Source organism: Nonomuraea sp. NPDC046570, from assembly GCF_040645915.1.
GTDB lineage: Bacteria > Actinomycetota > Actinomycetes > Streptosporangiales > Streptosporangiaceae > Nonomuraea.
Genome location: NZ_JBEYZF010000039.1, coordinates 38,042 through 58,665, shown reverse-complemented (window position 1 = coordinate 58,665; position 20,624 = coordinate 38,042). Strand labels below are relative to the sequence as shown.

Here is a 20,624-nt window from a genome sequence, read left to right as displayed (position 1 = left end):
AGAACTGCCTACGACGCCTCGTCACGTACCTACCTCTTCCAGACTTCTGTCAGCTTATGTAGCCGACTGTCCGGAATCTGCCGGGCACCTCAATGGCCGAATACCGGGTCAAGTACGTGCTGGCCGCCAAGCTCGTCAACGAGCTCGTCGAAGCCGCCGACGAACTGATGCTCAACAAGACCATCGCCCGCTACCGACGCTTCGATCTTCTCTGCATCGATGAGCTGGGCTACATGGAGCTTGACAAACGCGGCGCTGACCTGCTCTTCCAGGTCCTGACCGATCGCGAGGAAACCGCCAGCGTCGCCATCGCCTCCAACGAGAGCTTCGGCGGCTGGACCAAGACCTTCACCGAACCCCGTCTCTGCGCCGCCATCGTCGACCGGCTCACCTTCAACGCCACCATCATCGAGACCGGAACCAGCTCCTACCGCATGGCCCAAGGCCGAGGCAAGCCACAGACAGGCGAAACAGCCTGACCATTTGGCTATCCACCAATGCCCCGTGACCTCACCGCCTTCCTCCGCACGCGCCTCGAGGAGGAAGAACGCGACACCAGGCTGTTTCATGAACTGACCTGCCAGGCCGCACCCGAACCAGTCCTCTGCCCATGCCCATAGCCTCGATGGCTCCTGAACGTCATAGCCGTCCGACACCGAATCATCGACGAGTGCGAACAGGCACTCCGCACTCATGACCGCACGGCGGACGACTGGCCCGCCCACGCGATCAATACGGCTGCTCGCAAGTCGGCTTTCCCGAAGAATGCCGTGAGGTTGGCGATGCCCTAGCCAGCTTTGTCCAGGCCCGCAAGCTGCGGGCGATCAGGTTCTGCGCGAGATGACCATGATGTATTCGCAGGGAGCGTTCGTTCGGTTGGCGAAGCCGTGGTCCGCGTCGGCCTGCATGAACAGGGAGTCGCCTGTGTTCAGGGTCTCGTTGATCCCGCCGACCGCGACGGTGAGGGTGCCGTCGAGCACCACGAGTTGTTTCTCCGTACCCGGCGGATACGCGGGCAGCAGCCCGGTAGAGACCTGCGCGGGGAGGTAGTGAACGACCATCTCGGCTCCTCCCGCGCCCGGGGCCGCTGACACCATGTGCCGCTCGAAGCCGGTTTCCGGGTCACGGAAAACGGGGCGATCGTTCTTGCGCATGACAACGGCCACACCAGACGCGGCAGCAGCTGGCGCACCGATCAGGTCCGAGAGCGACGCGTCGAGCGCGTGGGCGATCCTAGACGCGACGCCGATCGTCGGGCTCTTCTCACCCCGTTCGACCTTGGACAGCATCGCCCGGCTGACCGACGACTGTGCAGACAGCTGTTCCAGCGTCAGGCCCGCCTCCTCGCGGCGTCGCCGCACGTTACCGCCGAACGCGCCGGCCAGGTCGTCACCGTGCTGTGGTTCGGCCGCGTTTCCGTCTTGCTCGACCACCGTGCTCCTCAATCGATGGGTACCTCGCCGCCCACAGTTTAGGGTTTCTCCTAAAGAAGATAGAGTCTTCTATCGGAGACACGCGATGTGCGCCCAACACGACGGAGGTTCCATGCGTTTGATCTCGAGTGGCCAGCACCATGCCACGTTCGAATTCGGCGAACTGCAGGTGATCTCGTTGCGAGACGGGTACATCGACATGCCGCCGACACGGCTCCGCGACGAGGATGGGCGCATGCTTGATGAGCTGCCAGCCGCCGTCCCGCTGGCCGGCGACAACTTGCGGCTGTCGGTCAACGCCTTCTTCGTCACCGACGGCACGCGGTCGGTCCTCATCGACACCGGCGCGTCCAACGCCTGGCACGACCCCACCATGGGATTGATCTACGACGCGCTCGACGAAGCGGGAATCGACCGCGCGCAGGTCACCGATGTGGCCATCACCCACAAGCACGAAGACCACGTGAGCGGCCTGATCGCGCCGGACGGTTCAGAGGCGTTCACCAAACTCGAGCGCGTGTGGATCGGCGCGGGCGACACCTCGGTGTTCACGGGGCGGCTCGAGCCGATCCGCGACCGGGTCGTACCCGTGTCGGAGAAGGTCGCGATCAACGACTGGACCACCGCGATGCCGACACCGGGCCACAACCCGGTCACACCGTCTACGACATCAGGAGCGGCACCGGCCACCTTCTCGTCTGGGGCGACACCGTTCACGTTCCCACGCTCCAATTCGATCAGCCGAACGTGTCCTGGGAGCTCGACGGCAACCAGTCCCAGGCCCGCGCCGCGCGAGCGGCTCTCCTCGAACAACTGAACCAACCACACCACTTCGTAGCCGGCGCCCACCTCGACTCACCCGGCATCGCCCGCGTAACCGCCTCCGGCGACGGTTATGCGCTGGAGTACCTCGCACCACCGATCGGCTGATCGAGCCTGTCGGCTCCGGGCCGCGCTCGCGATGGCGGACAAGGAGGGCAAGCTCGTCATGTCCGTCTGCTCCTGCTGCGCGGTGCACTACCCCGGGCAGACGTTCGCCGTCGTCATCATGCGCAAAGAAGACCAGCGCCCGATCCACCTGATCAGCAGTTTGTAGTCCTATGGGGCGGCAGAGACTCAAGTGTCCCGCTATCTGGGCAAACTCCGCTCCGGTGTACCTGGTGACAGCTTCCTTAACGACAGGTCAATACCTGGCGTCCCTGAGTGAGAACTGGTACCAAAACTCGTTCGCCGAACCGCTCCCGAAGATCGCGAACTGGTACCAAAGCTCACACGAATCGCGGTCCCAAAACTCGTTCGTGAAACCACTTCAGGGCATTACAGCGGCAGCTACTGGATGGTCTCTTGAGTCACCTTGGCGCCGTGATCGACTGCCCACCCCGTGATTGGGTGACGCCCATTTCGACTGCTCCAGTACGGCTCTCGCACCTGGCCGCTCTGCGAGATCTGTAGAGCCTCCGATCTGCCGAACCCTTGGAAGATCTCTGTCGCCAGGAGTGCGGCCGTGCTCACCAGGTCCGGCCCGGCAACCAGCCGGTCGACTGGTGCGGCGGCGAGGGCCGCTTGTCCTCACTCATTTTGAGCACAACCATCAACCGGCTATTCGCTGAGATCACCTCAGTGCACCGCGGGTGTGCTGCCGTCTGTTTCCGGCCTTCGACGACTCCTCCCGAAAGACCCGGAACGCCACCATAGGCGTCCAAGAAATCCCCATCGCCCCGAACTATTTCGCTGCTGGGCTCACCCGTACCGCGAGGATGAAGAAGTGCCGTTGTAGCCGCTGTCGGCGAGGGTGGGCAGGCCGCCTGCGGCAGCGGCGTACAGCGCACCCAGGACGTGGGTGCGGGCGGCGGTCAGGTGGTGGACGGAGCCGGGTTCGACCTCGGCGATCCACAATGGCAGTCCGTTTGGTGACGATAGTGCTTGCAGGTTGCCGGCGTGGTGGTGGGGTTCGGCGCAGCGGTCGATCGGGATCAATGTTCCGTCCAGGATCACATACGCCAGTCCTTCGGCCTGGGCGTGGTCCAGAGCCTCGTGGAGATCCGGCGCCTGAGCTGCCAGAGCGTCGATCCCCTCGTCGATGTAACGGTAGGCGGTGGCCCGGGAGACTCGGTGATCGCGGCCGAGCTTTTTCGTTCACTTATGCGGCGGTCAGTGCCTGCTGGTAGACGCGCGTCTCGTCGAGATCTCCGTGCATGGCGGCGCCGAGGCTCATCGGTGAGTCGCTGCTCCAGGTCGCTGAGTTGATCGGCGCGCAGGCCCTCAGCGTCAAAGGCGAGCCCATCGACGTCTGGTACGCGGGCAAGTCGCCGCGGAACCAGCACAGCACCATGACCGCCTGCCGGAACGGGGTCAAGGCGCGGCTGCCCTTGGGTGTTCCACGCAGCCGGCGCTCTGCCCGCAGCAACCCGGCAACGTACTGAACCAGTGCGCGAGAGACTTCGAGGACTGCGCCGGTGACCCTGCGAATGTCGATCGGGCTATGGCTCGCCGCGTTCTTGAGGTCACCGGCGGGTCGACAGCCTGTTCAACCATCTATTCCTCCGGCGACAACACTTCGTCTTGATGGTGACGGGCGACCGCCACCACGCCGAGGCCCTGCGTGAAGCGCGATCTTGCCCGCACAGTGGCTGAAGGTCAAAACCGCAGATCAAGCAGCCCTCGATGGATTCTGAAGCGGTACAGGCGAGACACATCAGGGACGCCTTCCAAAACCCCAAGAACTTCCCCGGCAACTACGACGTGATACCCAGGGCCCCCTTGACCAGGCGGGCGAACAGCGAGCTCGCCCCCGACGGCGTGCTGCTGAACGGGAAGAACCGCACCCAGATGACCTGGTACTGTCCGAACCTCAGCGGGGCCGGCACGGGCAAGGAGTGCGACGAGTATCCGTTCCGCTTCACCTTCCAAGCGCTCGGCGTCGAGGGCAAAATGGTCAACAATGTCTGGACGCCTACGTTCAACGCCTCAATTCGTATGGTGAGCGCGGCGCACAACCAGGCCGCCGGACGCGATCTGGGAGCTTTCTACTCCCGCTATCGCGTCTTCACCTCGAGCTCCCGTGAAGGCGGCGCGGGCAACTGGCCGTCCAACGCCTTCTGGGTCAGAATCCGCACGGGCACGCCACCGTCATAACTCCACAGTCAGGAGGGGGCGTCTCCGGGATGCCCCCTCCTGGCGCACCGACAATCGGGAGGTGATCATGCGGTCGCCGACGTACCTGCACGACCTTCTGGTCTCGACTCTCTTCACCGAAGAACTCGATCACGACATGGACCTGTGGTCGCTGGGATTCAGCGCCCTTTGGATCAAGGGAGCGGATCTCGACACCCTCGCCCAAGCCTTCTCCTTGGACCTTTCCACCCGCACCCCGAGCCACCTGAGCGAAATCCTCGATCACAACGGCGACGACGGTTCTCTCTGGGTAGCCGAGGCCAGAGGTTGGACGGGCATCCTGCCGACACGTTCAGACGACGCTTTCCTGCTGTCGCTGACCGAAGGAGGCCGTCACGCCCTCAGCTTCAGCATGGACATCAACGGCCACGACAGCTTCAAGTACATCCGGGACGGGGACACCATCGTCTCTTTCCGGCCCACCTGGCCCGACTCCAAGCACGGCAGCGACCCGCACGCGCTCGATCACCTGATGGATGGGCTGCGCTTTCAGGTCAGTGGCGATGACAACCCCGTGGAAGAGGACGAGAGCATCAGCTCGACCCTGGCGTTGATCGGCCGCATAACGGAAACGGACATGGCCGCTGACTGGCTTGAGGCGGTGCACTCTCGCATTGGACTGACGCGAAGGTGACGGGTTAGTCTCCGATCGCCCTGGCGGGCGGCCCGTTCCGGGCTGAAAGTCGGGGTGGTTGCCCGCCGACGTCGTGTCTCTATGGTCCGGTTGAGGCGGTGGCTTAGTCGGACGCCGGGAGCCGCGCTGTGGGCCCTTCACTGACCCTTTTTCATCCTCCGCCGGCAGGCTCTTGGTCACAGCATGATCGCGAGTTCGGGGATCGCCTGATCAAGTAGAGAAACCCCTGGTAGACGGGCTGATCACCACAATCCACACCGTCACCACCAGGGGTCTCGGATGCTGTTCTACCGTGCCGCAGTCGATGTGTCGCGTTCAACGCTGAACTTGTGCGGCGCCAAGATCCGCGCGACGTCTCCTGGCCTGCGGTTACGTGCAGATGTTAGGCAGCTCGGCGATACCACTGATCAGACCGCTGACCGCCGGTCGTCGCCGTATTTGAGCTGTGAGATCGGCCTCCCGGGCCGGATCGTGCATTGGGGGTCGTAGCGACATCGCCTGATGCGGCCGGTGCTGGTCGTAGTGGTCCTCGTACTCGGCCAGGATCTGTCGGAGGTGTCGCTCGCCGTGGACCAGAAGGTGATCGAGGCATTCGCGCCGGAGCGTCCCGACGAACCGCTCGGCGAACGCATTCGCCCGCGGTGAGCGGGACGGCGTCTTGAGGACCCGCACACCCGCACCGGCGAACACCGGGTCAAAGCCTCCGGTGAACTTGGCGTCCCGGTCGCGGATCAGAAACCGAAATCGATCGGCTCGTTCGCCCAGCTCCATCAGCAGGTTGCGCGCCTGCTGCGCCGTCCAGGCACCGGTTGGATGAGCGGTGACACCGAGAATGTGGACGCGCCGCGTTTCGATCTCCATGATGAACAACACGTACAGGCGCTGGAGGAACACCGTATCGACGTGAAGAAAGTCGCATGCCAGGATGCCGGAGGCTTGAGCGATGAGGAACCGGCGCCAGGTCGGTGAAGCCCGGCGCGGCGCGGGCCCAAGCCCCGCCGCCGCCAACACCCGGCGGATCGTCCCCTCCCCCGCCCGGTACCCAAGACCGAGTAGCTCGCCCTGGATGCGTCGATGCCCCCATCGTGGATTCTCCCGCGCCAACCGAACGATCAGATCGCGGATCCCAGGTCAACCGCCCTGCACCAGTTCTGGCACCTCACAGGTCTCGCGGGGGCAGCGCACACGCAAGCCCCCGGCGTCGGCGCTGCCGCACGAGCAGGACTGCCACTGGTGGACTCCCGACGGGATGCTCTACCGGGTCAATCCTCCCCTGGCGAAGACTTCGAGCGCGGCCGGCATCGCCGTTGGTGACGTTCTGCATCGCTGGCGAAGCCGGCGCCTGCGCTCTCGGCTATGTTTCGCATAAGCACTCATGGTGGCGGGCTGGGATCCAGCCCGCCGCCGGGGGCCGCGCTCAGTCGCCGGCCAGAGTCTCGCCCAGAGGGGTGCGCTCGTAGCGCACGGATCGGCCGGTCCGCGTCCGTGTGACCAGGGCAGATTCGCGCAGCACGGCCAGGTGGCCGCCGACTGCGCCCAGGCTGAGACCCAGCTGGCGGACCAACTGCGTGGTCGTCGCCGGCACCTCGAGCGCCCGCAGCACCTGCGCGCGGTGCGGGCCGACCAGCCGCGCCAGCGCCGCCGCACCGCCCTGCGGGGGCGGCGGCCCGAGCAGGTTCGCGACGCCACGCGCCGGATACACCAGGGCGTACGGCCAGGGCGGCTCGACGTAGCTGATGAGGGTGCCGAAGACGGTCGGCATCAGCAGCAGTCCCTTGCCGCCCAGCCGGTACCGCTGCCACTCGTTCCGGGGGCCGGTGCGCACCTCGATCACACCGTCGGCCCCCTCGGAGCGCCAGCCCACCCGCGGATCCAGGTCGGACAGCGCCGCGGCCCAGCCGTACATGGCGAGGTGCCCGGCGCGGTGCACCAGGTCGCGCTCCAGCACCGTACGCAGCCGCGGCCAGTCGGGCTCGACCAGCGCGTGCCAGGTCGCCTCGATCGCGTCCGAAAGCCGGGTGAGCACCTCCGGGGCGGTCAGGATCTGCTGGACGTGGCGCGGCGGCGTACGCAGCCCGACCAGGTTGCGGGCGATCTCCGCGCGAACCTGGCGCAGCGGGGTCGCCCGCACCGCGGCGAGTTCGACGGCGAAGTCGTCGCCGAGGCCCGAAGGCGGAGGCTGGATGAAGTCGGCGTTGTAGGCGCCGCGGCGGAGCAGCGTTGTCAGCGCCCCGACCGCGGGCGTCTCGCAGAGCAGCCGCGCGTACCGCGGCGCGATGCGCTCCGCCCAGGGCCGCAGCGGCCCGGCCGGCTGCTTGCCCGCCGCGACCCGCAGCGCGTTCATCGCTTCACCCAGCGGCGAGATCGCGTAGCGGGTGTGCGCCACGTCGACCGGCCCGACTTCGATGGCAAGCATCTTTCGCCTCCACGCGAAAGCTTAACGCCTCCGCCTGCACCGCCCCGAGACTGGCCCGCATGACGACACCCCAGGCCGCACCAGCGCGGGCCACCTACCGCGAGGTGTTCGCGGTAGGCCAGTTCCGCGTGCTGTTCACCGGCTACACGCTCTTCCTCGGCGGCGAGACGGTGAAGATGCTCGCGCTATCGGTGACCGTCTACGCCGGCACCGGCTCGCCCCTGCTGGCCGCGCTGGCCTACGTCGCCGGCTTCCTGCCCTACGCCCTTGGCGGCACGCTGCTGCTGGCGTACGCCGACCGGTGGCCGCCGCGGGCGGTGATGGTCGGCTACGACCTGGTCCGCGCCGCGGTCGCCGCTGTGCTCGCCGCCGGGCTGCTCTCCCCCACCGCGATGCTGGTGCTGGTGTTCGTCACCGGCATCCCCAGCGCGGTCGCCTCCGCGGCGCGCAGCGCGCTGCTGCCCGAACTGCTCGACGGCGACCGGTACGTGCTCGGCCGGGCCGTGTTCTCCATGGCCGCCGGCGGCACGCAGGTACTCGGCTTCGCCGTGGGCGGGATGCTGATCGCGGCGCTCGGCCCGTACGGCGCGCTCTGGATCACCGTGGCGAGCTGCCTGCTGTCCGCCGCACTGCTGCGCCTGCGGCTGGCCGAGCGGCCGCGCCGCGGTATGGCCGCAGGGTACGCGGTACGCGAGACCTGGCGCGTCAATCGCGAACTGCTGCGCCAGCCGGCGATCCGTTCGCTGCTGCTGGCCCAGTGGCTGCCGCCCGCGCTCGTGGTCGGCGCCGAGGGCGTGCTCGTCCCGTACGCCGTCCAGATCGGCATGCCGGACTCGGCCGGGCTGCTGTTCACCGCTGTGGCGCTCGGCATGCTCACCGGCGACCTCGCGATCGGCCGGCTGGTCACCCGGAACGAAGGGAACGGCTGGCCGGGCCGCTGGCACTGCTGCTCGGCGCGCCGCTGCTCGGCTTCGCGCTCTCGCCCGGGCCGGTTATCGCGGCGCTGCTGCTCGCCGTGTCCGGGTTCGGGGTCTCGTACCAGCTGGGGCTGGCCCGGCGCTTCCTGGAGGCGGTGCCGGAGGCGAACCGAGGCCAGGCCTTCGGGCTGGCGCTGACAGGGACCATGACGTTGCAGGGGCTGTTCGCGGCAGGCGGCGGGGCGTTGGGCGAGGTGTCAGCGCCCGGCCTGGTCGTCGGCGCGGCGGGCGCGGCGTCCCTGCTGGCCGTATTGGGTCTCTGGCGCGTGCTCGCGTCGCCGAGGGCGTAGCAGCGCATGAAGAGCGGCCGATGTCGGAGGAGGGTTTGGTCAAGGTCGCCTCCGGTGCGCCCGGGACTGCGAAACAAAGCCGATAGCGCAGGCGCCCGCGCGGACTGGTTGGCAAGGACGCGGCGATCACATCAACGTCACGTCTGCGGCAGCCGGACGCAGTGGCCGCCAGCCGCCGCCAGCCAACTTGGCCAACTCCGCCTCGACATCCACGGTGATCACGCCGAAGAAGTTGACATTCTCGCTGTGCGCCGGGGAGATGTGGGCCAGCAGCTCTGCGCCTGCCGAAAAATCCATCCATGCAGTTCAAGCGGCATGTGAGTACTCGTGGAGGACTCCGCCAAGTCGGTCTCGTCGGCGTATGTTCAAGTCGACGATTCGCTCTGGATCCGCGATCGGATCCGGGACGGGACGCAGCGGGGCCGCTTGGGCCAGGGCTTGATGGGCTCGGTGCTGGTTGTAGAACCGTTCGCATTCGCGCAGGGCATGCCGCAGGTGGCGTTCGTTCCACACGAGGCACCGGTCGAGGAGTTCGCGGCGGCAGGACTGCACCCACCGTTCCATGATCGAGTTCATCCGCGGCATCCGGATACCGGCGAGCACGGTCTGGATGCCGACCTCGGCGAGGACCACATCCATCAGGGCCGGGAACTTCCCATCCCGGTCTCGGATCAGGTAGCGCACCCGGCAGCCCGCATCGTCCAGATCCATCACCAGATTCTTGATCGCCTGGATGACCCAGCTCGCGTTCGGGTGCGCGGTAGTGCCCAGCACGCGGACGCGCCTGGTGGCGTGCTCGATGACCGCCAAGATGTACCAGCGCTGCCCATCAAGGGTGATGGCCCTCGATGAAATCGCAGGCCAGCAGGGCATCCGCTTGGGAACGCAGGAAGTCGGCCCACGTGATGGACGCCCGCTCGGGAGCCGGATCAAGACCTTCCTGCTTGAGAATCTCCCAGACCGTGGACGGCGCGAGCTTGATGCCGAGCGTGGTGAGCTCACCGTGCACCCGCCGATATCCCCAGCCGGGGTTCTCTCGAACCAGGCGCAGGATGAGGACACGGATGGAGCGGACCGTAGGCGGGCGACCTCGCCTGTTGTTGTTCCTACAGGTACGGGCGTGACGCCGTTTCATCAGATCGCGATGCCAGCGCAAGACGGTATCCTGCCGGACGAGAAGCCGTAACCGGTGCAGGACCTCGCGGGGCAACGAGGTCAGGAGCGCGGCGAGAAAGGCCCGGTCCTCGGGCGCGAACCTCACCCTGGCATCGGCGCCGAGTTGCCGTTCAAGGACCGTGATCTGAGCGCAAAGCAAGGATCTCGACGTCTCGCCCACGGGCAGCAACCGCAGCGCGGCGAACGCGTTCGTAACGGCGAGACAGGCCAGGCGAAGAAGCACGACCGATCATCATGCCCCATGCGTCTCCCTCTCCTGAGGGGCCGAAGCTCGCGCCCACCACACGAAGCCCCACAAGGCCATGACCTGGGCGGATGTAATTATCGGCAAGCGCACCGACCCCAGACACCGGAGGTCAGACACTGCAGCGGCCAGCCGCTCGCAGTGTGGGAGCAGAGATGGCGCTGCTGGCAGTCCACCGGGTGCGCCCTCGCCGGCTGTTATCGGTCTAGCTTGCCTGCCCTGTCCCGCAGGTAGCGGTGTTCGGGAAGGCTCGTGGTACGCCGGGCCGCTAGCCGGTAGTTCTCTCGCGCGGCAGCGTACTCGCCGGCCAGCTCCTGTAGGTGGGCGCGCACGGCGTAGAGGCGGTGGTGACGGGCGATCCGGGGGTCGCCGTCCAGGCTTTCCAGCAGTTCGAGGCCGGCCTGGGGCCCGCGGGTCATCGCGACCGCGACGGCGTGATTGAGCGTGACCATCGGGTTCGGCGTGATCCGAGTGAGGATTCCGTACAGAATGCGGATCTGTTCCCAGTCGGTGTCCCCGGCTCGCGGCGCCTGGACGTGCAGCGCGGCGATTGCCGCCTGGAGCTGGTAAGGACCGAGGGGTGAGGCGGACATGGCGTCGGTGACCAGCGCGCAACCCTCTTCGATCAGAGCGGTGTCCCACCGGCTGCGGTCCTGCTCGGCCAGTGGCACGAGGGCGCCGTCCGGGCCGGCGCGGGCCGCGCGGCGGGCGTCGGTCAGCAGCATCAGCGACAAAAGCCCGGCGACTTCACCGTCATCCGGCAAGGCCCGGTGCACCATACGGGTGAGCCGGATCGCCTCTGTGGTGAGCTCGCCGCGGTGCAGGTCGGGGCCGGAGCTGGCGGTGTAGCCCTCGTTGAAGATCAGGTAGAGCACGTGGAGGACGGCGTCCAGCCGTGCGACGCGCTCGTGGGCGGCAGGCAGCTCGAATGACGCGCCGGCGGCTTTGATCCGCTGCTTGGCGCGGCTGATCCGCGGCGCCATGGTGGCCTCCGGCACGAGGAACGCCCGAGCCACCTCGGCGGTGGTGAGCCCGCCGACGGCGCGCAGCGTGAGCGCCACCTGAGAGGCGGGCGTCAGCGCCGGATGGCAGCACAGGAACAGCAGCGTGAGCGTGTCGTCCTGGTCGCCCCCGCTTTCGTTGCCGGGCGCCGGTGCGAGGTCGGCGTCCGGCGCCTCCCGTGCCGCCGCGGTGGCCTCCCGGCGGCGGCGCGCCTGCTCGCTGCGTACCTGGTCGACCAGGCGGCGGGAGGCGACGGTGACCAGCCAGGACCGCGGGCTCTCCGGGACGCCCTCGCCGGGCCACTGCGTCGCCGCGGCGAGCAACGCCTCCTGCACCGCGTCCTCGCACTCCTCGAACCCGCCGTACCGGCGCAGGAGCACGCCGAGGACCTGCGGCGCGAGTTCGCGCAGCAGGTCCCCGAGGCGTTCGGACGCGCTCACATCTCCATCCCGGCCGAGTCCATCAGCGGCCGCACCTCCACGCCGCCGGCCTGGCCGCTCGGTATCAGGGCGGCCAGTTCCACGGCGCGCTCCCGGCTCTCGCAGTCGACCACGTACTGGCCGGCGACATGATCCGAGGTCTGGATGTACGGGCCCTCGCTCACCGTCACCACGCCGTCCCGAACCCGTACGACGGCGCTGATGGAAGGATCGGCGAACGCGTGGGCACTGATCAGTTCTCCTGCCTGCCCGGCCGCAGCCAGGAACTCCTCATGGCCGAATCCTTCCCCCGATGAGTCGGCGGCGTTCAGGTAGAGATTCAGCAGGAACTTCACCGCGTGCTCAGTCGTCTGCCGTGCCTGCGTAGACCACCGGCCGCACCTCGATGCCGAGGCCCTCGACGCCGGCGTCCGGAATGAGCGCGGCCAACTCCAGTGCACGCTCCCTGGTGTCGCATTCCACCAGGTAGTAGCCGCCGAGGTACTCCTTGGCCTCAAGGTAGGGCCCGTCCGTCACCGCCGGGACGCCGCCCCGGACCCTGACCACGGCGCTCTGCGACGGGTCGGTCAGCGCGACGGTGCTGAGCATCTCCCCGGACTTCTTGACGGTCTCCATGAACGCGCCGTGGCCCCGCATCACCTCGTTGCGCTCCTCCTCGGTCAGCGCGTCCCAGATCTTCGGGTTGTTGTGCATGATCAACAAGAATTTCATGTCGTCTCCTTCGCTGGTCAGGCGGCCCCCTGAGGCTGCCGTTCACCATAGAGTCGACGCCGGTGCCGCATTCTTGCGGTACCGAGCCGCAAGAATCTCCCACCGCTCCAACTACCTCCCCAAAGGGGCGCCCGGCCTGGGCGTTTACGCGCTCAGCCGACCTTGCCGCCACTGGCCGTACGGTTGCTGCTCAGCCCCGGAGTCTTCCTGTCGCGGCCGATGCCCCAGTCGCCCTCGGTTGCGGCAGGGCCCGGTGCCGCTGTCCCCTTCCTGGATTTTCTTCGACGCGGATGTCAAGACTGACACCGTTGTTACGACTCTGCTGTGAGGCGCTCCCATCAGGGGAGCGGCCGATGGCAAGGAGTCGACATGGGAACCCTGGAGAAGAAGACGGCACTGGTGACCGGCGGGTCGCGGGGGATCGGGCGAGCGATCGTGGTGAGGCTGGCTCGTGAGGGCGCGGCAGTGATGTTCAGCTTCAACCGCGACCAGGCGGCGGCTGAGGACGTGGTGGCTGAAGTGGCGGCCTTTGGCGGGCAGGCGATCGCGGTACGAGCGGACCAGGGGCGCTTGGAGGACCTGAAGTACCTCTTCGGTGAGGTCGACCGGAGCCTGGCCGGTTTGGACGTGGTGGTCAACAACGCGGCGATCAATCCGATGGGGAACATCTGCGACGCCGCTGAGAGCGACTTTGACGAGGTGATGGCCGTCAACACCAAGGGGCCGTTCTTCGTTATCCAAGCCGCTGCCGAAAGGCTCGGCGAGGGTGGGCGGATCATCAACATCTCCTCTGCCGGTGCGGTGCCGGGCCTGGCCTTGTACTTCGCCAGCAAGGCGGCGCTGGAGTCGATCACCGCGGTCGCCGCCCGCGAGTTCGGTTCCAGGGGCATCACGGTCAACAGCGTGTCCCCTGGTGCCACCGACACAGACATGATGCGCGCCGCAGCTGGGGAGAATCTGGAGCAGGCCATCGAGCACGTTGTGGCCATGACGCCACTGCAACGGCTGGGACGGCCGGAGGACATTGCCAACGTCGTTGCCTTCCTGGCCGGGCCCGACTCGCAATGGATCACGGGTCAGAACCTGCGTGTCTCCGGTGGCCTGATGATCTGACCGGCGGTGGGCGGCGAGCCGGACGTTCGTCAATCCGAACACGCATCGCGCCTACGCTTCGGCGATCGACCGGACCGTCGCGCTTCTGGGTGCGGGCCGGCTGTTGGCTGAGGTCGCCGACGACGAGATCGGAGCCGCGCTCACCCAGTTGTGGGGTGGGTGCGCGCCGGCGACGTGGAACCGCAACCGGGCCGCGGTCGCCTCCTGGCTCACCTGGTGCACGACGAAGAAGCGGTGGGTGGCCCCGTCGGTGCCGAGCGATGTTGAACGGCGCCGCGAGACCCCAGACGAAACCAAGGCGGTCGCGAAGACGACGATCCACCGGCTACTGTCGCGCCGGGACGTGCCGCTGCGTGAGAAGACCCTGTGGCGGATGCTCTACGAAACCGCCGCCCGCGCCGCCGAGATCCTCGCCCTCAACGTCGAAGAACTCGACCTCGAAGGACGCCGCGCACCGATCCGATCCAAGGGCTGGGCGATCGAATGGGTGTACTGGGACACCGGCACCGCCCACCTCCTACCCCAGCTGCCCGACGGGACTCAGCGCACCCGGGGTCCGCTGTTCCTTTCCGAACGCCGCCCCGTCCCCGCCCGACAGCCCGCGGCCGCCGACATCTGCCCGCACACCGGCCGGGGACGTCTGGGCTACGACCGTGCCCGGGTACTGCTCGACAAGTACTCCGGGCTCGACCTCCACCAGCTCCGCCACTCCGCCGCCACCCACCTCGGCAACGCCGAAATTCCCCTGCAGCTCATCATGGCCAAGACCCGGCACAAGAACCCCCGCACCGCCATGCGCTACACCCGGCCCGGCAGCGAAGCAATCGCCGCCGTCACCGAACACCTCGCCCCACCCCGCCGACGCCACTAACCAGCAGGAACACCCGGCCGCGGTGTCTTTCTCCCGTATTCCGGCTGCCCCCCAAGTACGCCTAGATGTGGCGGCCCCGGCTGAACGTCACGATCGTGCGTCCCATCTTTCAAGCACGGCCTGAAGTCGGCGCGCGGTGTCGGGATAGACGCCTGGGCGTCGCGCGGTGTGCCGCAGATACTCCTCGGCTCCTTGCAGCAGGCCGGACCAGGGGTTGGTGATGGACCCAGAAGGCGTGCGTGCCGGGCGAGCCGAGATGGCGCCAGGAGTCGAAGTCGCGGGCCGGCGGCAGGGGGGCTCCTGTGGAGTCGACTCCTGGGATATGGCCTGCCGTTAAGGAAGCTGCTACCAAGTACACGCGAGCGGTGTTAGGCCAGGTAGAAGGTGCCTGAGTAGTGAGCGTCGGAGCGCTCGATAGCCAGTGCGGCCGGCTGGCCCTGTGTAAGCGGCCATCTAAAACTCCAGGTCGACGGACAGGTGAATCCAGGCGGATGGTTCGGAAGGGTCCCGACAGGCGGACATCGGAAATCCTGGTCGATGGCCACGTAATCTCTTGATCTTGCCGTTACTACCGGAGCTCCTGGAAGGACGAACCCGATGACCTCGCCGCTGTGGGGGCATCCGTACCGTCAGCGTGCCGGTGGGGTGGCGTCCGAGAGTCAGCCGGTCTGATCACCGGATCGGACCAATCGGCGTTCCCAGGCCAGGGCCGCGACCACACCGATGGCATAGGCGACCAGGTCCCATGGGTCGGGGAACGCGCCGACCAGGACACCGCCGATGCCCGGCGGGGTCATGCCGACTATTTGGTAGAACTCGACGGCGGCGGCGATCGCGGCCGTGGCCAGGGTGCGGCGTGCGGCGGTGGTGCGCCACAGCAGCCCCAAGAACGCGTAGACCAGCATGGTGGCGCCGACGTCACTCACGTAACCGCGGATGAACGGTTGTCCCGGGCCCCGGTAGAAGAGGGCGAACGCGCCGACGGCGAGGGCGACGCCACCCAGAAGGACCATGGCACGGCGCATGAGATTGACATCTTCTCCGAATCTCAACGATCAGGACGAACCTGATCATAGAGCTCGTCCCTTATGGCGGCATGCTGATTGCGTCAGGTCAGCGACCGCGCAGTGGAGTGCCATGGCGACGGCATGCCAGCACGCTGGAACGTAGTGATGATTCATCCGGAATGAGGCCCGACCAGATGAGACAGGGGGTTACGGTGCGCTCAGCGCCGCCTCGATGACCGCGCCATGGCCGATCCAGCCAGTCCTCGCGCCGCTTGATCTCATCGCCGATTCCCTCATCCCACATCCGCGCCCAGCCGCCACCCCGCTCCTCGGCTCACTGCGTCATCAGAAACCACGCCCGCCGGGTCCGCAGCGCGAACACCTCGACGAGCCGGAACGGTGGACGTCTGACATCCCGTAGGCGTCGGCCAGGATCCGGCAACGGCGCGGCACGTCCATCTCCCGCAACAGCGGGTCGGCGTCGACGGGGGTCGCACAACGGTGACCAGCACATCATCGCGTCGGCCACCTCATCCACCCGGGCAATCAGCTTGGCGATGTCGCAGTCGATCAGCGCGGCCGCCTTACCGTCCCGGAACACGATGTCGTCCGGCGTGTAATCCATGTGCCCAACCACTTCCGCCGGGTAGGTTCCACCTCACTCCGTCGAAACCATCCTGACCTGTCCGCCCACCCAGACGCCGCATGACCGTCCGCCTGGAAATCTCAAGGCCGCCAGCCAGGATCATGCTGGCGCCCGGTACGCGGCAGGCGTCGACCGGACGATGTGGGAGCGCGAAGGGGTGACGTTGCCGCCGGAGCAGGCGGTCCTCGCCGTCCTCGCCGACCCCTCACCCGAGGCGGACGCGCTCGTCGCGCTCGTCGCCCTGGTGCCGCGCGGCCGGCAGGTGTGGGACGTGTACGAGCGGCTGGGCATGGAGTGGCCTCCGGGGAGGATCGGACCGGATATTGGCGCTACGGCCGACCGCTGATGATTGGCGCCAGACTCAGTCTTATGGCGATCACTGCGTTGCCCTCTGGAGTGCCCTCGCCACCATGAAAGCCGGTCCTGGACAACGTGTCTGAGCTGCAGACGCTGGCCCGGCAGGTTGCCGTGGACGGGGTGTGGGGGCCGGATCTGGCTCAGGTCGTGCAGGCGTTGTTCGATGAGCAGGCCGCGACCTGGGATGCCGAGCACAGCGCTGAACGACCAGCAGCGCGAGCGACTCTTGCGGGCTTGGATGAGCTGACAGCGCCGAGACTGATCGTGCGAGCTATCGGAGCTCCGCGTTCGGGTGAGGCTGGCTTTGCAGGCGATGGCGAAGTTCGGCCTCCTGCGCCGTCCGCGCCTGGCCCTTGCGTTTCCCGGTCGGGATGATCAGATTCTTGGGATGCCTTCGACGCGTTCCCCGGCAGCGCGGCGGCGCAGCACGGTGTGCAGCCTGTCGTCGATGATCACAGGGGGCGGTTGCCGTGCTTGCCCTTGCGGGCGGCGGCGTCCAGGCCCTCCAGGGTGGACTCGCGGATGGCCTCGCGTTCGGTCTCGGCCATCGCGGCGAAGAACGCGAACAACATCCGGCCCGGCCCGGACGGATCGTAGATGCCGGCCAGCGGCCCGGCGAGCATCTCCAGCACCAGGCCGTGCGCGGTCAGGTGGTCGGCCAGCGCGGTGAGTTCGGCGGCGTCGCGGCCCAGCCTCTTCATCTCATACACCGTCAGGATGACCCGGCAGTGCGGGGCGTGCGCCTTGATCTGCCGGGCCAGCGCGAGCGCCGCCTCGAATTGCGGGCGCACCTTCACCCGGGTCGAGATCTTCTCGGAGAAGATCTTCTCCCGCGGAATGCCATGTGCGGCCAGCGCGTCCAGCTGCGACTGCAGTTCCTGGGTGAGCGCGGAGCAGCGGGCGTAGCCGATCCGGATGTCGGCTGAGGGCCCATCGTCACTGAGCGGCGCGGGCGGCGGCGTGCCCGGCCGCCACGGATGGCCCGGGTTGCGGGGCCTCGGCCATGCCCCAGATGCTCTCACAAACATTTCCCAGAACCCGGAGATCCACAGACTTGCATGAGAACGAGTTCTGAGAAGAAATCAGCTTCTCTGGTGATCAGAACCAGCCCTGCGAAGCCGTCTGGTGATCTTCTCTGGCAATAGAGGGTTTCTGAGAAACAACCCGGACTTGCGGAAGAGAGGTAAGGCAGCCTGCGCCGCCCACGAGGGCGTGCCGGAAGGGCCGATCGCATGCTCGATCGTCCACCTTGACCGCCCCGCCCCGGCCTGACCCAGTCGGGTCAGGAACATCCGTGACGACATGGGTGGTGCAGGGCAGATCCGCGTGCCCGCGCCGCACAGGGTGCGCACACAACACGACGCCACGACGGGCGTGCGGATCGCCACGACCGAGGAGGGGCCTCACCTTGCTCAACGCCCCTCTCGCCCGCCTGATCATCCGGCCGCACCCGCCCCCCGGCAAGGGCCCCGGCCCCGACGGATGCGAGGTTGGCCGGATCTGGACACCGTTCCGTATGGAACGCGCCACGAACGCACGCCATCGCCAAGGTCACCGAGGTTCTGGCACCCCATCACCGTACTCACTGACTGCGCACGTCAGCACCCAAATGACGGCTGGTGACAGCCGCCTTGACGGCACCCCCAGTTGGTCTCAGAGGTTCGAGTTTCTCGGCTCCACTCCGGCAAATCTGCCCATTTACATTCTCGGCTATCCGGTAAAAGCTCTGGCTAAAGGATGCCGTTGAATCATCAACACGAAGACGGCGACGACGTAACCGGCGTAGCGAAGGGATGACGTCGCGTGTCACAACCAGACGAGAGCGTCATGATCAAGAGCCTCGGCTCGACATACTGGCGCAGCATTCAATACCAGGAACAAACATTCTGGTGTTGGAACGCGACGACGATCAGCGTCGCGAACTTCTACGCCAACGCGCAGGTTTGGACCCAGTGCGGATTCGCCGCCGCAGTCCTCAACAGGGACGACTCCCGGTTCGCCGACCAGCGACCGTTCGGCTGCTGCCCGGATGGCGAGTTACGCGGGGACTGCAACCAGGGCTGGTGGCCGGATGCTGGGCCGCTGCAGCAAGCCGGGATTCAGGTCCCGGTCGCCGAAGCTGACAGGCATCGCGTCGACCAGACGTGGATGGGCGGCAGGTGGGTGGGGGTCAGAAGACTCACGGAGTTGACGAAGAACGAGGTCAAGGCGGAGATAGACGCCGGACGCCCGATCATCATGAACATCGGCTGGGGTGGCGGCCTCTCCGGCCACATCGTCAACATCTGGGGGTACAGCTACCGCCCGCAGACCGGTGAACTGGTGCACGTATGGGTGCATGACCCGTGGGAGGACACGGGAGGGGTATACGCGGGCATGGAGGACGCTCCCATCATGTGGATCGCATGGGAGACGCTCTTCGGCGGCTACCCGGGCGGCCAGAACGGCACCTGGAACAGGACCTTCAAGACTCGGCGCAACTAGCCTCAGGGAGCTTTGCAATGCCGTTGAACACGCCTGAACCGCCGGGACGGATTCGCGACGAAACGCGCTCCCATCTCGGCCAAATCGCCAGAGCCAGCGGAGACGGCCCGAAACTGCTGGGCGAGATCGCCCCAGATGACGTGGAGGTGTCCACCCCACACCGGGTGTTCGCACTGCTCGTGCGAGACATCGAGGCCGGCGGCGGCCTGGAAAAGGCGCAGCCGGTGGGCTGGCGATTCCTGCTGGAGTCCGGCGGCAAGGTGCTCGCCGGCGCCGAAATCTCCGAAACGCCGGAACGCACCTTCCCGCCAACGTTCTACAGAGGCTCATCCGTTGGAGCCACCGCGACCGCGGTCAAAGCCGCACGAGCCCTGCCGCAGCTCCAACTGGCCGGGTTCGACCTCCGACTCCTGCGGATCCCCGAGCTCTACCAGATGGCCCTGTGGTTGCACTCACCCAACACCGACCTGCTCATACCGCTGGCACCCTCCCCGATCGGGCGCGAGGGCCAGGTCACACCACCACCGGTGTTCTTCCGAGAACTCACCGCCCGTGCCCAGGACTACAGAGCCCGCCAGCCCCCCATCCGGGAGCCGGCCTAACGCCATCCGCTCGCCCTTCCTGGAGGTCATCGCAAAAGACCGCCGGTCGGCGCGAGCTGCTCGGGGAAGCGGGGGTGACTTCATCGCCCTCGCTCCCAAGGCCGTGGTGCCCGCGCACATCGTTTCCCAGCCCTGGCCCTGGCCGCACACCGCCAACCACCTGGCCATGTTCGCCCTCGCGGTACGCCGGCGCGACCGGCGTGAAGCGATCGGCCAGGTGGTGCGGACCATCGTCGCGGCGCCCGGATCGGCGCTGGGCCGCTATCCCGAGGGCAACACCGGCCGCGCCCGGGTCCGCCTGACCCAGCCCATGCCCGAGCCCGCCGACCTGGCCGCACTGCTGCACACCGCCTGAACCACCCCCGGCCGGGGGGCTCAGCCGCTCTCGACAGCGCCGTCGTGGAAGGGACGCAATCCCCCGGCCACATCGGCGCGGGAGAGGGCATAGCGGCCCAGGAGGGGTCTCGGTAGTAATTGCGGAAAATCGGCCACGCCCATGGCGCTCACGCGCCTGGAGTGGGTGACATTCTGCCCACCCCAGGCGGAGATAGCTATGTGTAGCCAATCAAATGCTGACTGTAGTTATCGGGTTCTGGCTTGATGGTCACGACCGCACTAACCCCGAGTTGCGACGTGGTCGTTTACGGCAGCTTCGGGAAGCGGCCGTAGTAGTCGCCGATCTGGTGGCGGTATCCGGGCTCCTTGTAGGTGTTCTCGTCGAACTCCGGAGCGTCCTTGATCTCTTCCTTGGTGCGAGCGAGGAAGACCTTTCTCTCCTGGGGGTCGATCTGAACGATGGAGCTGGCGGGCATGACGACCTTCTTACCGAAGATCCAAAAGCCCGTGTCGACGACAAGGTAGCTGCTGCCGACGGTGTCGCTCTCCTCGTCCACCGTGCCGATCTTGCCGTCGGTGGCCTCGACGTCAAAGCCGATCAAGCTCACGCCGGTGCCGGAAACGACGCCTTCGCGGTAGTTCCATAGCTCGCTCATGTGAATCCTCCTGTGTGTCGAGATAGTGGGTCGGTTACCCGCGCCTGGGCCGGGG

27 protein-coding genes and 1 pseudogene are annotated in these 20,624 nt (G+C 67.0%); 13 read left to right on the top strand and 15 right to left on the bottom strand.

Annotation, left to right across the window (positions count from 1 at the left end; all coding sequences use genetic code 11):
* Nucleotides 1–92: 92 nt before the first annotated feature.
* Entirely contained in the window at nucleotides 93–479 is a 387-nt protein-coding gene (locus tag ABZ911_RS36925; protein ID WP_358067117.1) for an ATP-binding protein, read from the top strand.
* Between the two features lie 345 nt (nucleotides 480–824).
* On the opposite strand, the gene ABZ911_RS36920 is transcribed toward ABZ911_RS36925, so the two are convergent.
* Complete coding sequence (locus ABZ911_RS36920; RefSeq protein ID WP_358067114.1) at nucleotides 825–1,433, bottom strand: XRE family transcriptional regulator; 609 nt, start codon at nucleotides 1,431–1,433, stop codon at nucleotides 825–827.
* 112 nt (nucleotides 1,434–1,545) lie between these two features.
* Here ABZ911_RS36920 and ABZ911_RS36915 point away from each other — a divergent pair, with 112 nt between their 5' ends.
* Together ABZ911_RS36915 and ABZ911_RS36910 are read left to right on the top strand one after the other, a co-directional pair.
* Nucleotides 1,546–2,250, top strand: coding sequence for an MBL fold metallo-hydrolase (locus ABZ911_RS36915; protein ID WP_358067111.1), 705 nt, complete (start codon nucleotides 1,546–1,548; stop codon nucleotides 2,248–2,250).
* 144 nt (nucleotides 2,251–2,394) lie between these two features.
* On the top strand, nucleotides 2,395–2,529 hold the full coding sequence (locus ABZ911_RS36910) for a hypothetical protein (protein ID WP_358067108.1): 135 nt from the start codon (nucleotides 2,395–2,397) through the stop codon (nucleotides 2,527–2,529).
* Nucleotides 2,530–3,200: 671 nt separating this feature from the next.
* Here ABZ911_RS36910 and ABZ911_RS36905 read toward each other — a convergent pair.
* Both ABZ911_RS36905 and ABZ911_RS36900 read right to left on the bottom strand, forming a co-directional pair.
* Nucleotides 3,201–3,560, bottom strand: a pseudogene (locus ABZ911_RS36905) (transposase family protein); the annotation flags it as partial.
* Nucleotides 3,561–3,573: 13 nt separating this feature from the next.
* Complete coding sequence (locus ABZ911_RS36900; protein WP_358067105.1) at nucleotides 3,574–3,840, bottom strand: hypothetical protein; 267 nt, start codon at nucleotides 3,838–3,840, stop codon at nucleotides 3,574–3,576.
* Between the two features lie 257 nt (nucleotides 3,841–4,097).
* On the opposite strand from ABZ911_RS36900, the gene ABZ911_RS36895 reads away from it, so the two are divergent.
* Both ABZ911_RS36895 and ABZ911_RS36890 read left to right on the top strand, forming a co-directional pair.
* Nucleotides 4,098–4,568 (top strand): hypothetical protein, encoded by a 471-nt coding sequence (locus ABZ911_RS36895; protein ID WP_358067102.1) that lies wholly within the window; start codon nucleotides 4,098–4,100, stop codon nucleotides 4,566–4,568.
* A gap of 67 nt (nucleotides 4,569–4,635) precedes the next feature.
* The gene (locus tag ABZ911_RS36890) at nucleotides 4,636–5,241 is read left to right on the top strand and encodes a DUF6461 domain-containing protein (protein ID WP_358067120.1); all 606 of its coding nucleotides are present in this window, start codon (nucleotides 4,636–4,638) and stop codon (nucleotides 5,239–5,241) included.
* Between the two features lie 369 nt (nucleotides 5,242–5,610).
* Here ABZ911_RS36890 and ABZ911_RS36885 read toward each other — a convergent pair whose 3' ends face one another.
* Nucleotides 5,611–6,252 carry an integrase core domain-containing protein gene (locus ABZ911_RS36885; RefSeq protein WP_358067099.1) on the bottom strand — a complete coding sequence of 214 codons (642 nt, stop codon included), beginning with the start codon at nucleotides 6,250–6,252 and terminating at the stop codon, nucleotides 5,611–5,613.
* A gap of 406 nt (nucleotides 6,253–6,658) precedes the next feature.
* Nucleotides 6,659–7,657 carry a winged helix-turn-helix domain-containing protein gene (locus ABZ911_RS36880; RefSeq protein WP_358067096.1) on the bottom strand — a complete coding sequence of 333 codons (999 nt, stop codon included), beginning with the start codon at nucleotides 7,655–7,657 and terminating at the stop codon, nucleotides 6,659–6,661.
* A gap of 59 nt (nucleotides 7,658–7,716) precedes the next feature.
* Here ABZ911_RS36880 and ABZ911_RS36875 point away from each other — a divergent pair, with 59 nt between their 5' ends.
* A complete protein-coding gene (locus ABZ911_RS36875; protein ID WP_358067093.1) occupies nucleotides 7,717–8,772 on the top strand; it encodes an MFS transporter in 1,056 nt (351 codons plus the stop codon).
* Nucleotides 8,773–8,780: 8 nt separating this feature from the next.
* Nucleotides 8,781–8,924, top strand: coding sequence for a hypothetical protein (locus tag ABZ911_RS36870; RefSeq protein ID WP_358067090.1), 144 nt, complete (start codon nucleotides 8,781–8,783; stop codon nucleotides 8,922–8,924).
* 126 nt (nucleotides 8,925–9,050) lie between these two features.
* On the opposite strand, the gene ABZ911_RS36865 is transcribed toward ABZ911_RS36870, so the two are convergent.
* The 6 genes from ABZ911_RS36865 to ABZ911_RS36840 all read right to left on the bottom strand — a co-directional run bounded on the left by ABZ911_RS36865 (nucleotide 9,051) and on the right by ABZ911_RS36840 (nucleotide 12,497).
* Nucleotides 9,051–9,221: a hypothetical protein gene (locus ABZ911_RS36865; protein WP_358067087.1), complete on the bottom strand. Its 171-nt coding sequence runs from the start codon at nucleotides 9,219–9,221 to the stop codon at nucleotides 9,051–9,053.
* Nucleotides 9,222–9,230: 9 nt separating this feature from the next.
* Complete coding sequence (locus ABZ911_RS36860) at nucleotides 9,231–9,734, bottom strand: integrase core domain-containing protein (RefSeq protein WP_358067084.1); 504 nt, start codon at nucleotides 9,732–9,734, stop codon at nucleotides 9,231–9,233.
* Nucleotides 9,735–9,753: 19 nt separating this feature from the next.
* Nucleotides 9,754–10,323 (bottom strand): hypothetical protein, encoded by a 570-nt coding sequence (locus tag ABZ911_RS36855; protein WP_358067081.1) that lies wholly within the window; start codon nucleotides 10,321–10,323, stop codon nucleotides 9,754–9,756.
* 218 nt (nucleotides 10,324–10,541) lie between these two features.
* On the bottom strand, nucleotides 10,542–11,786 hold the full coding sequence (locus tag ABZ911_RS36850) for a sigma-70 family RNA polymerase sigma factor (protein WP_358067078.1): 1,245 nt from the start codon (nucleotides 11,784–11,786) through the stop codon (nucleotides 10,542–10,544).
* Nucleotides 11,783–12,121, bottom strand: a complete 339-nt coding sequence (locus ABZ911_RS36845) for a YciI family protein (RefSeq protein ID WP_358067076.1) — start codon at nucleotides 12,119–12,121, stop codon at nucleotides 11,783–11,785. The genes ABZ911_RS36850 and ABZ911_RS36845 overlap by 4 nt, the downstream gene beginning before the upstream one ends.
* Nucleotides 12,122–12,128: 7 nt before the next feature.
* Nucleotides 12,129–12,497 (bottom strand): YciI family protein, encoded by a 369-nt coding sequence (locus ABZ911_RS36840; protein ID WP_358067073.1) that lies wholly within the window; start codon nucleotides 12,495–12,497, stop codon nucleotides 12,129–12,131.
* A gap of 369 nt (nucleotides 12,498–12,866) precedes the next feature.
* Between ABZ911_RS36840 and ABZ911_RS36835 the strand changes: the two genes are divergently transcribed.
* Nucleotides 12,867–13,610: an SDR family oxidoreductase gene (locus tag ABZ911_RS36835; protein WP_358067070.1), complete on the top strand. Its 744-nt coding sequence runs from the start codon at nucleotides 12,867–12,869 to the stop codon at nucleotides 13,608–13,610.
* A 103-nt stretch (nucleotides 13,611–13,713) separates the two neighbouring features.
* Complete coding sequence (locus ABZ911_RS36830; protein ID WP_358067067.1) at nucleotides 13,714–14,481, top strand: site-specific integrase; 768 nt, start codon at nucleotides 13,714–13,716, stop codon at nucleotides 14,479–14,481.
* Nucleotides 14,482–15,140: 659 nt separating this feature from the next.
* On the opposite strand, the gene ABZ911_RS36825 is transcribed toward ABZ911_RS36830, so the two are convergent.
* Nucleotides 15,141–15,494: a DUF2809 domain-containing protein gene (locus tag ABZ911_RS36825; RefSeq protein ID WP_329426274.1), complete on the bottom strand. Its 354-nt coding sequence runs from the start codon at nucleotides 15,492–15,494 to the stop codon at nucleotides 15,141–15,143.
* A gap of 328 nt (nucleotides 15,495–15,822) precedes the next feature.
* Entirely contained in the window at nucleotides 15,823–16,113 is a 291-nt protein-coding gene (locus ABZ911_RS36820) for a hypothetical protein (RefSeq protein ID WP_358067064.1), read from the bottom strand.
* A gap of 178 nt (nucleotides 16,114–16,291) precedes the next feature.
* Between ABZ911_RS36820 and ABZ911_RS36815 the strand changes: the two genes are divergently transcribed.
* Nucleotides 16,292–16,480 (top strand): hypothetical protein, encoded by a 189-nt coding sequence (locus tag ABZ911_RS36815; RefSeq protein ID WP_358067061.1) that lies wholly within the window; start codon nucleotides 16,292–16,294, stop codon nucleotides 16,478–16,480.
* A gap of 463 nt (nucleotides 16,481–16,943) precedes the next feature.
* Here the strand turns inward: ABZ911_RS36815 and ABZ911_RS36810 are convergent, their stop codons facing one another.
* Nucleotides 16,944–17,513 carry a recombinase family protein gene (locus tag ABZ911_RS36810; protein ID WP_358067058.1) on the bottom strand — a complete coding sequence of 190 codons (570 nt, stop codon included), beginning with the start codon at nucleotides 17,511–17,513 and terminating at the stop codon, nucleotides 16,944–16,946.
* Nucleotides 17,514–18,318: 805 nt separating this feature from the next.
* Here ABZ911_RS36810 and ABZ911_RS36805 point away from each other — a divergent pair.
* From ABZ911_RS36805 to ABZ911_RS36795, 3 genes are all read left to right on the top strand, one after another.
* Nucleotides 18,319–18,975 (top strand): C39 family peptidase, encoded by a 657-nt coding sequence (locus ABZ911_RS36805; RefSeq protein WP_358067055.1) that lies wholly within the window; start codon nucleotides 18,319–18,321, stop codon nucleotides 18,973–18,975.
* Between the two features lie 17 nt (nucleotides 18,976–18,992).
* The gene (locus ABZ911_RS36800; RefSeq protein ID WP_358067053.1) at nucleotides 18,993–19,577 is read left to right on the top strand and encodes a hypothetical protein; all 585 of its coding nucleotides are present in this window, start codon (nucleotides 18,993–18,995) and stop codon (nucleotides 19,575–19,577) included.
* A 106-nt stretch (nucleotides 19,578–19,683) separates the two neighbouring features.
* Nucleotides 19,684–19,932 (top strand): DUF3703 domain-containing protein, encoded by a 249-nt coding sequence (locus tag ABZ911_RS36795; protein WP_358067051.1) that lies wholly within the window; start codon nucleotides 19,684–19,686, stop codon nucleotides 19,930–19,932.
* 286 nt (nucleotides 19,933–20,218) lie between these two features.
* On the opposite strand, the gene ABZ911_RS36790 is transcribed toward ABZ911_RS36795, so the two are convergent.
* Nucleotides 20,219–20,569, bottom strand: coding sequence for a PRC-barrel domain containing protein (locus ABZ911_RS36790; RefSeq protein ID WP_358067048.1), 351 nt, complete (start codon nucleotides 20,567–20,569; stop codon nucleotides 20,219–20,221).
* Nucleotides 20,570–20,624: the final 55 nt, after the last annotated feature.

What these genes read in the sequence shown, in the direction of transcription:
- ABZ911_RS36880 (WP_358067096.1), bottom strand. Translation starts at nt 7,657, where the DNA reads ATGCTTGCCATCGAAGTCGGGCCGGTCGACGTGGCGCACACCCGCTAC.
- ABZ911_RS36840 (WP_358067073.1), bottom strand. Translation starts at nt 12,497, where the DNA reads ATGAAATTCTTGTTGATCATGCACAACAACCCGAAGATCTGGGACGCG.
- ABZ911_RS36890 (WP_358067120.1), top strand. Translation starts at nt 4,636, where the DNA reads ATGCGGTCGCCGACGTACCTGCACGACCTTCTGGTCTCGACTCTCTTC.
- ABZ911_RS36865 (WP_358067087.1), bottom strand. Translation starts at nt 9,221, where the DNA reads ATGGATTTTTCGGCAGGCGCAGAGCTGCTGGCCCACATCTCCCCGGCG.
- ABZ911_RS36870 (WP_358067090.1), top strand. Translation starts at nt 8,781, where the DNA reads ATGACGTTGCAGGGGCTGTTCGCGGCAGGCGGCGGGGCGTTGGGCGAG.
- ABZ911_RS36800 (WP_358067053.1), top strand. Translation starts at nt 18,993, where the DNA reads ATGCCGTTGAACACGCCTGAACCGCCGGGACGGATTCGCGACGAAACG.
- ABZ911_RS36805 (WP_358067055.1), top strand. Translation starts at nt 18,319, where the DNA reads ATGATCAAGAGCCTCGGCTCGACATACTGGCGCAGCATTCAATACCAG.
- ABZ911_RS36875 (WP_358067093.1), top strand. Translation starts at nt 7,717, where the DNA reads ATGACGACACCCCAGGCCGCACCAGCGCGGGCCACCTACCGCGAGGTG.
- ABZ911_RS36895 (WP_358067102.1), top strand. Translation starts at nt 4,098, where the DNA reads ATGGATTCTGAAGCGGTACAGGCGAGACACATCAGGGACGCCTTCCAA.
- ABZ911_RS36925 (WP_358067117.1), top strand. Translation starts at nt 93, where the DNA reads ATGGCCGAATACCGGGTCAAGTACGTGCTGGCCGCCAAGCTCGTCAAC.
- ABZ911_RS36820 (WP_358067064.1), bottom strand. Translation starts at nt 16,113, where the DNA reads ATGGATTACACGCCGGACGACATCGTGTTCCGGGACGGTAAGGCGGCC.
- ABZ911_RS36790 (WP_358067048.1), bottom strand. Translation starts at nt 20,569, where the DNA reads ATGAGCGAGCTATGGAACTACCGCGAAGGCGTCGTTTCCGGCACCGGC.
- ABZ911_RS36835 (WP_358067070.1), top strand. Translation starts at nt 12,867, where the DNA reads ATGGGAACCCTGGAGAAGAAGACGGCACTGGTGACCGGCGGGTCGCGG.
- ABZ911_RS36825 (WP_329426274.1), bottom strand. Translation starts at nt 15,494, where the DNA reads ATGGTCCTTCTGGGTGGCGTCGCCCTCGCCGTCGGCGCGTTCGCCCTC.
- ABZ911_RS36915 (WP_358067111.1), top strand. Translation starts at nt 1,546, where the DNA reads ATGCGTTTGATCTCGAGTGGCCAGCACCATGCCACGTTCGAATTCGGC.
- ABZ911_RS36910 (WP_358067108.1), top strand. Translation starts at nt 2,395, where the DNA reads ATGGCGGACAAGGAGGGCAAGCTCGTCATGTCCGTCTGCTCCTGCTGC.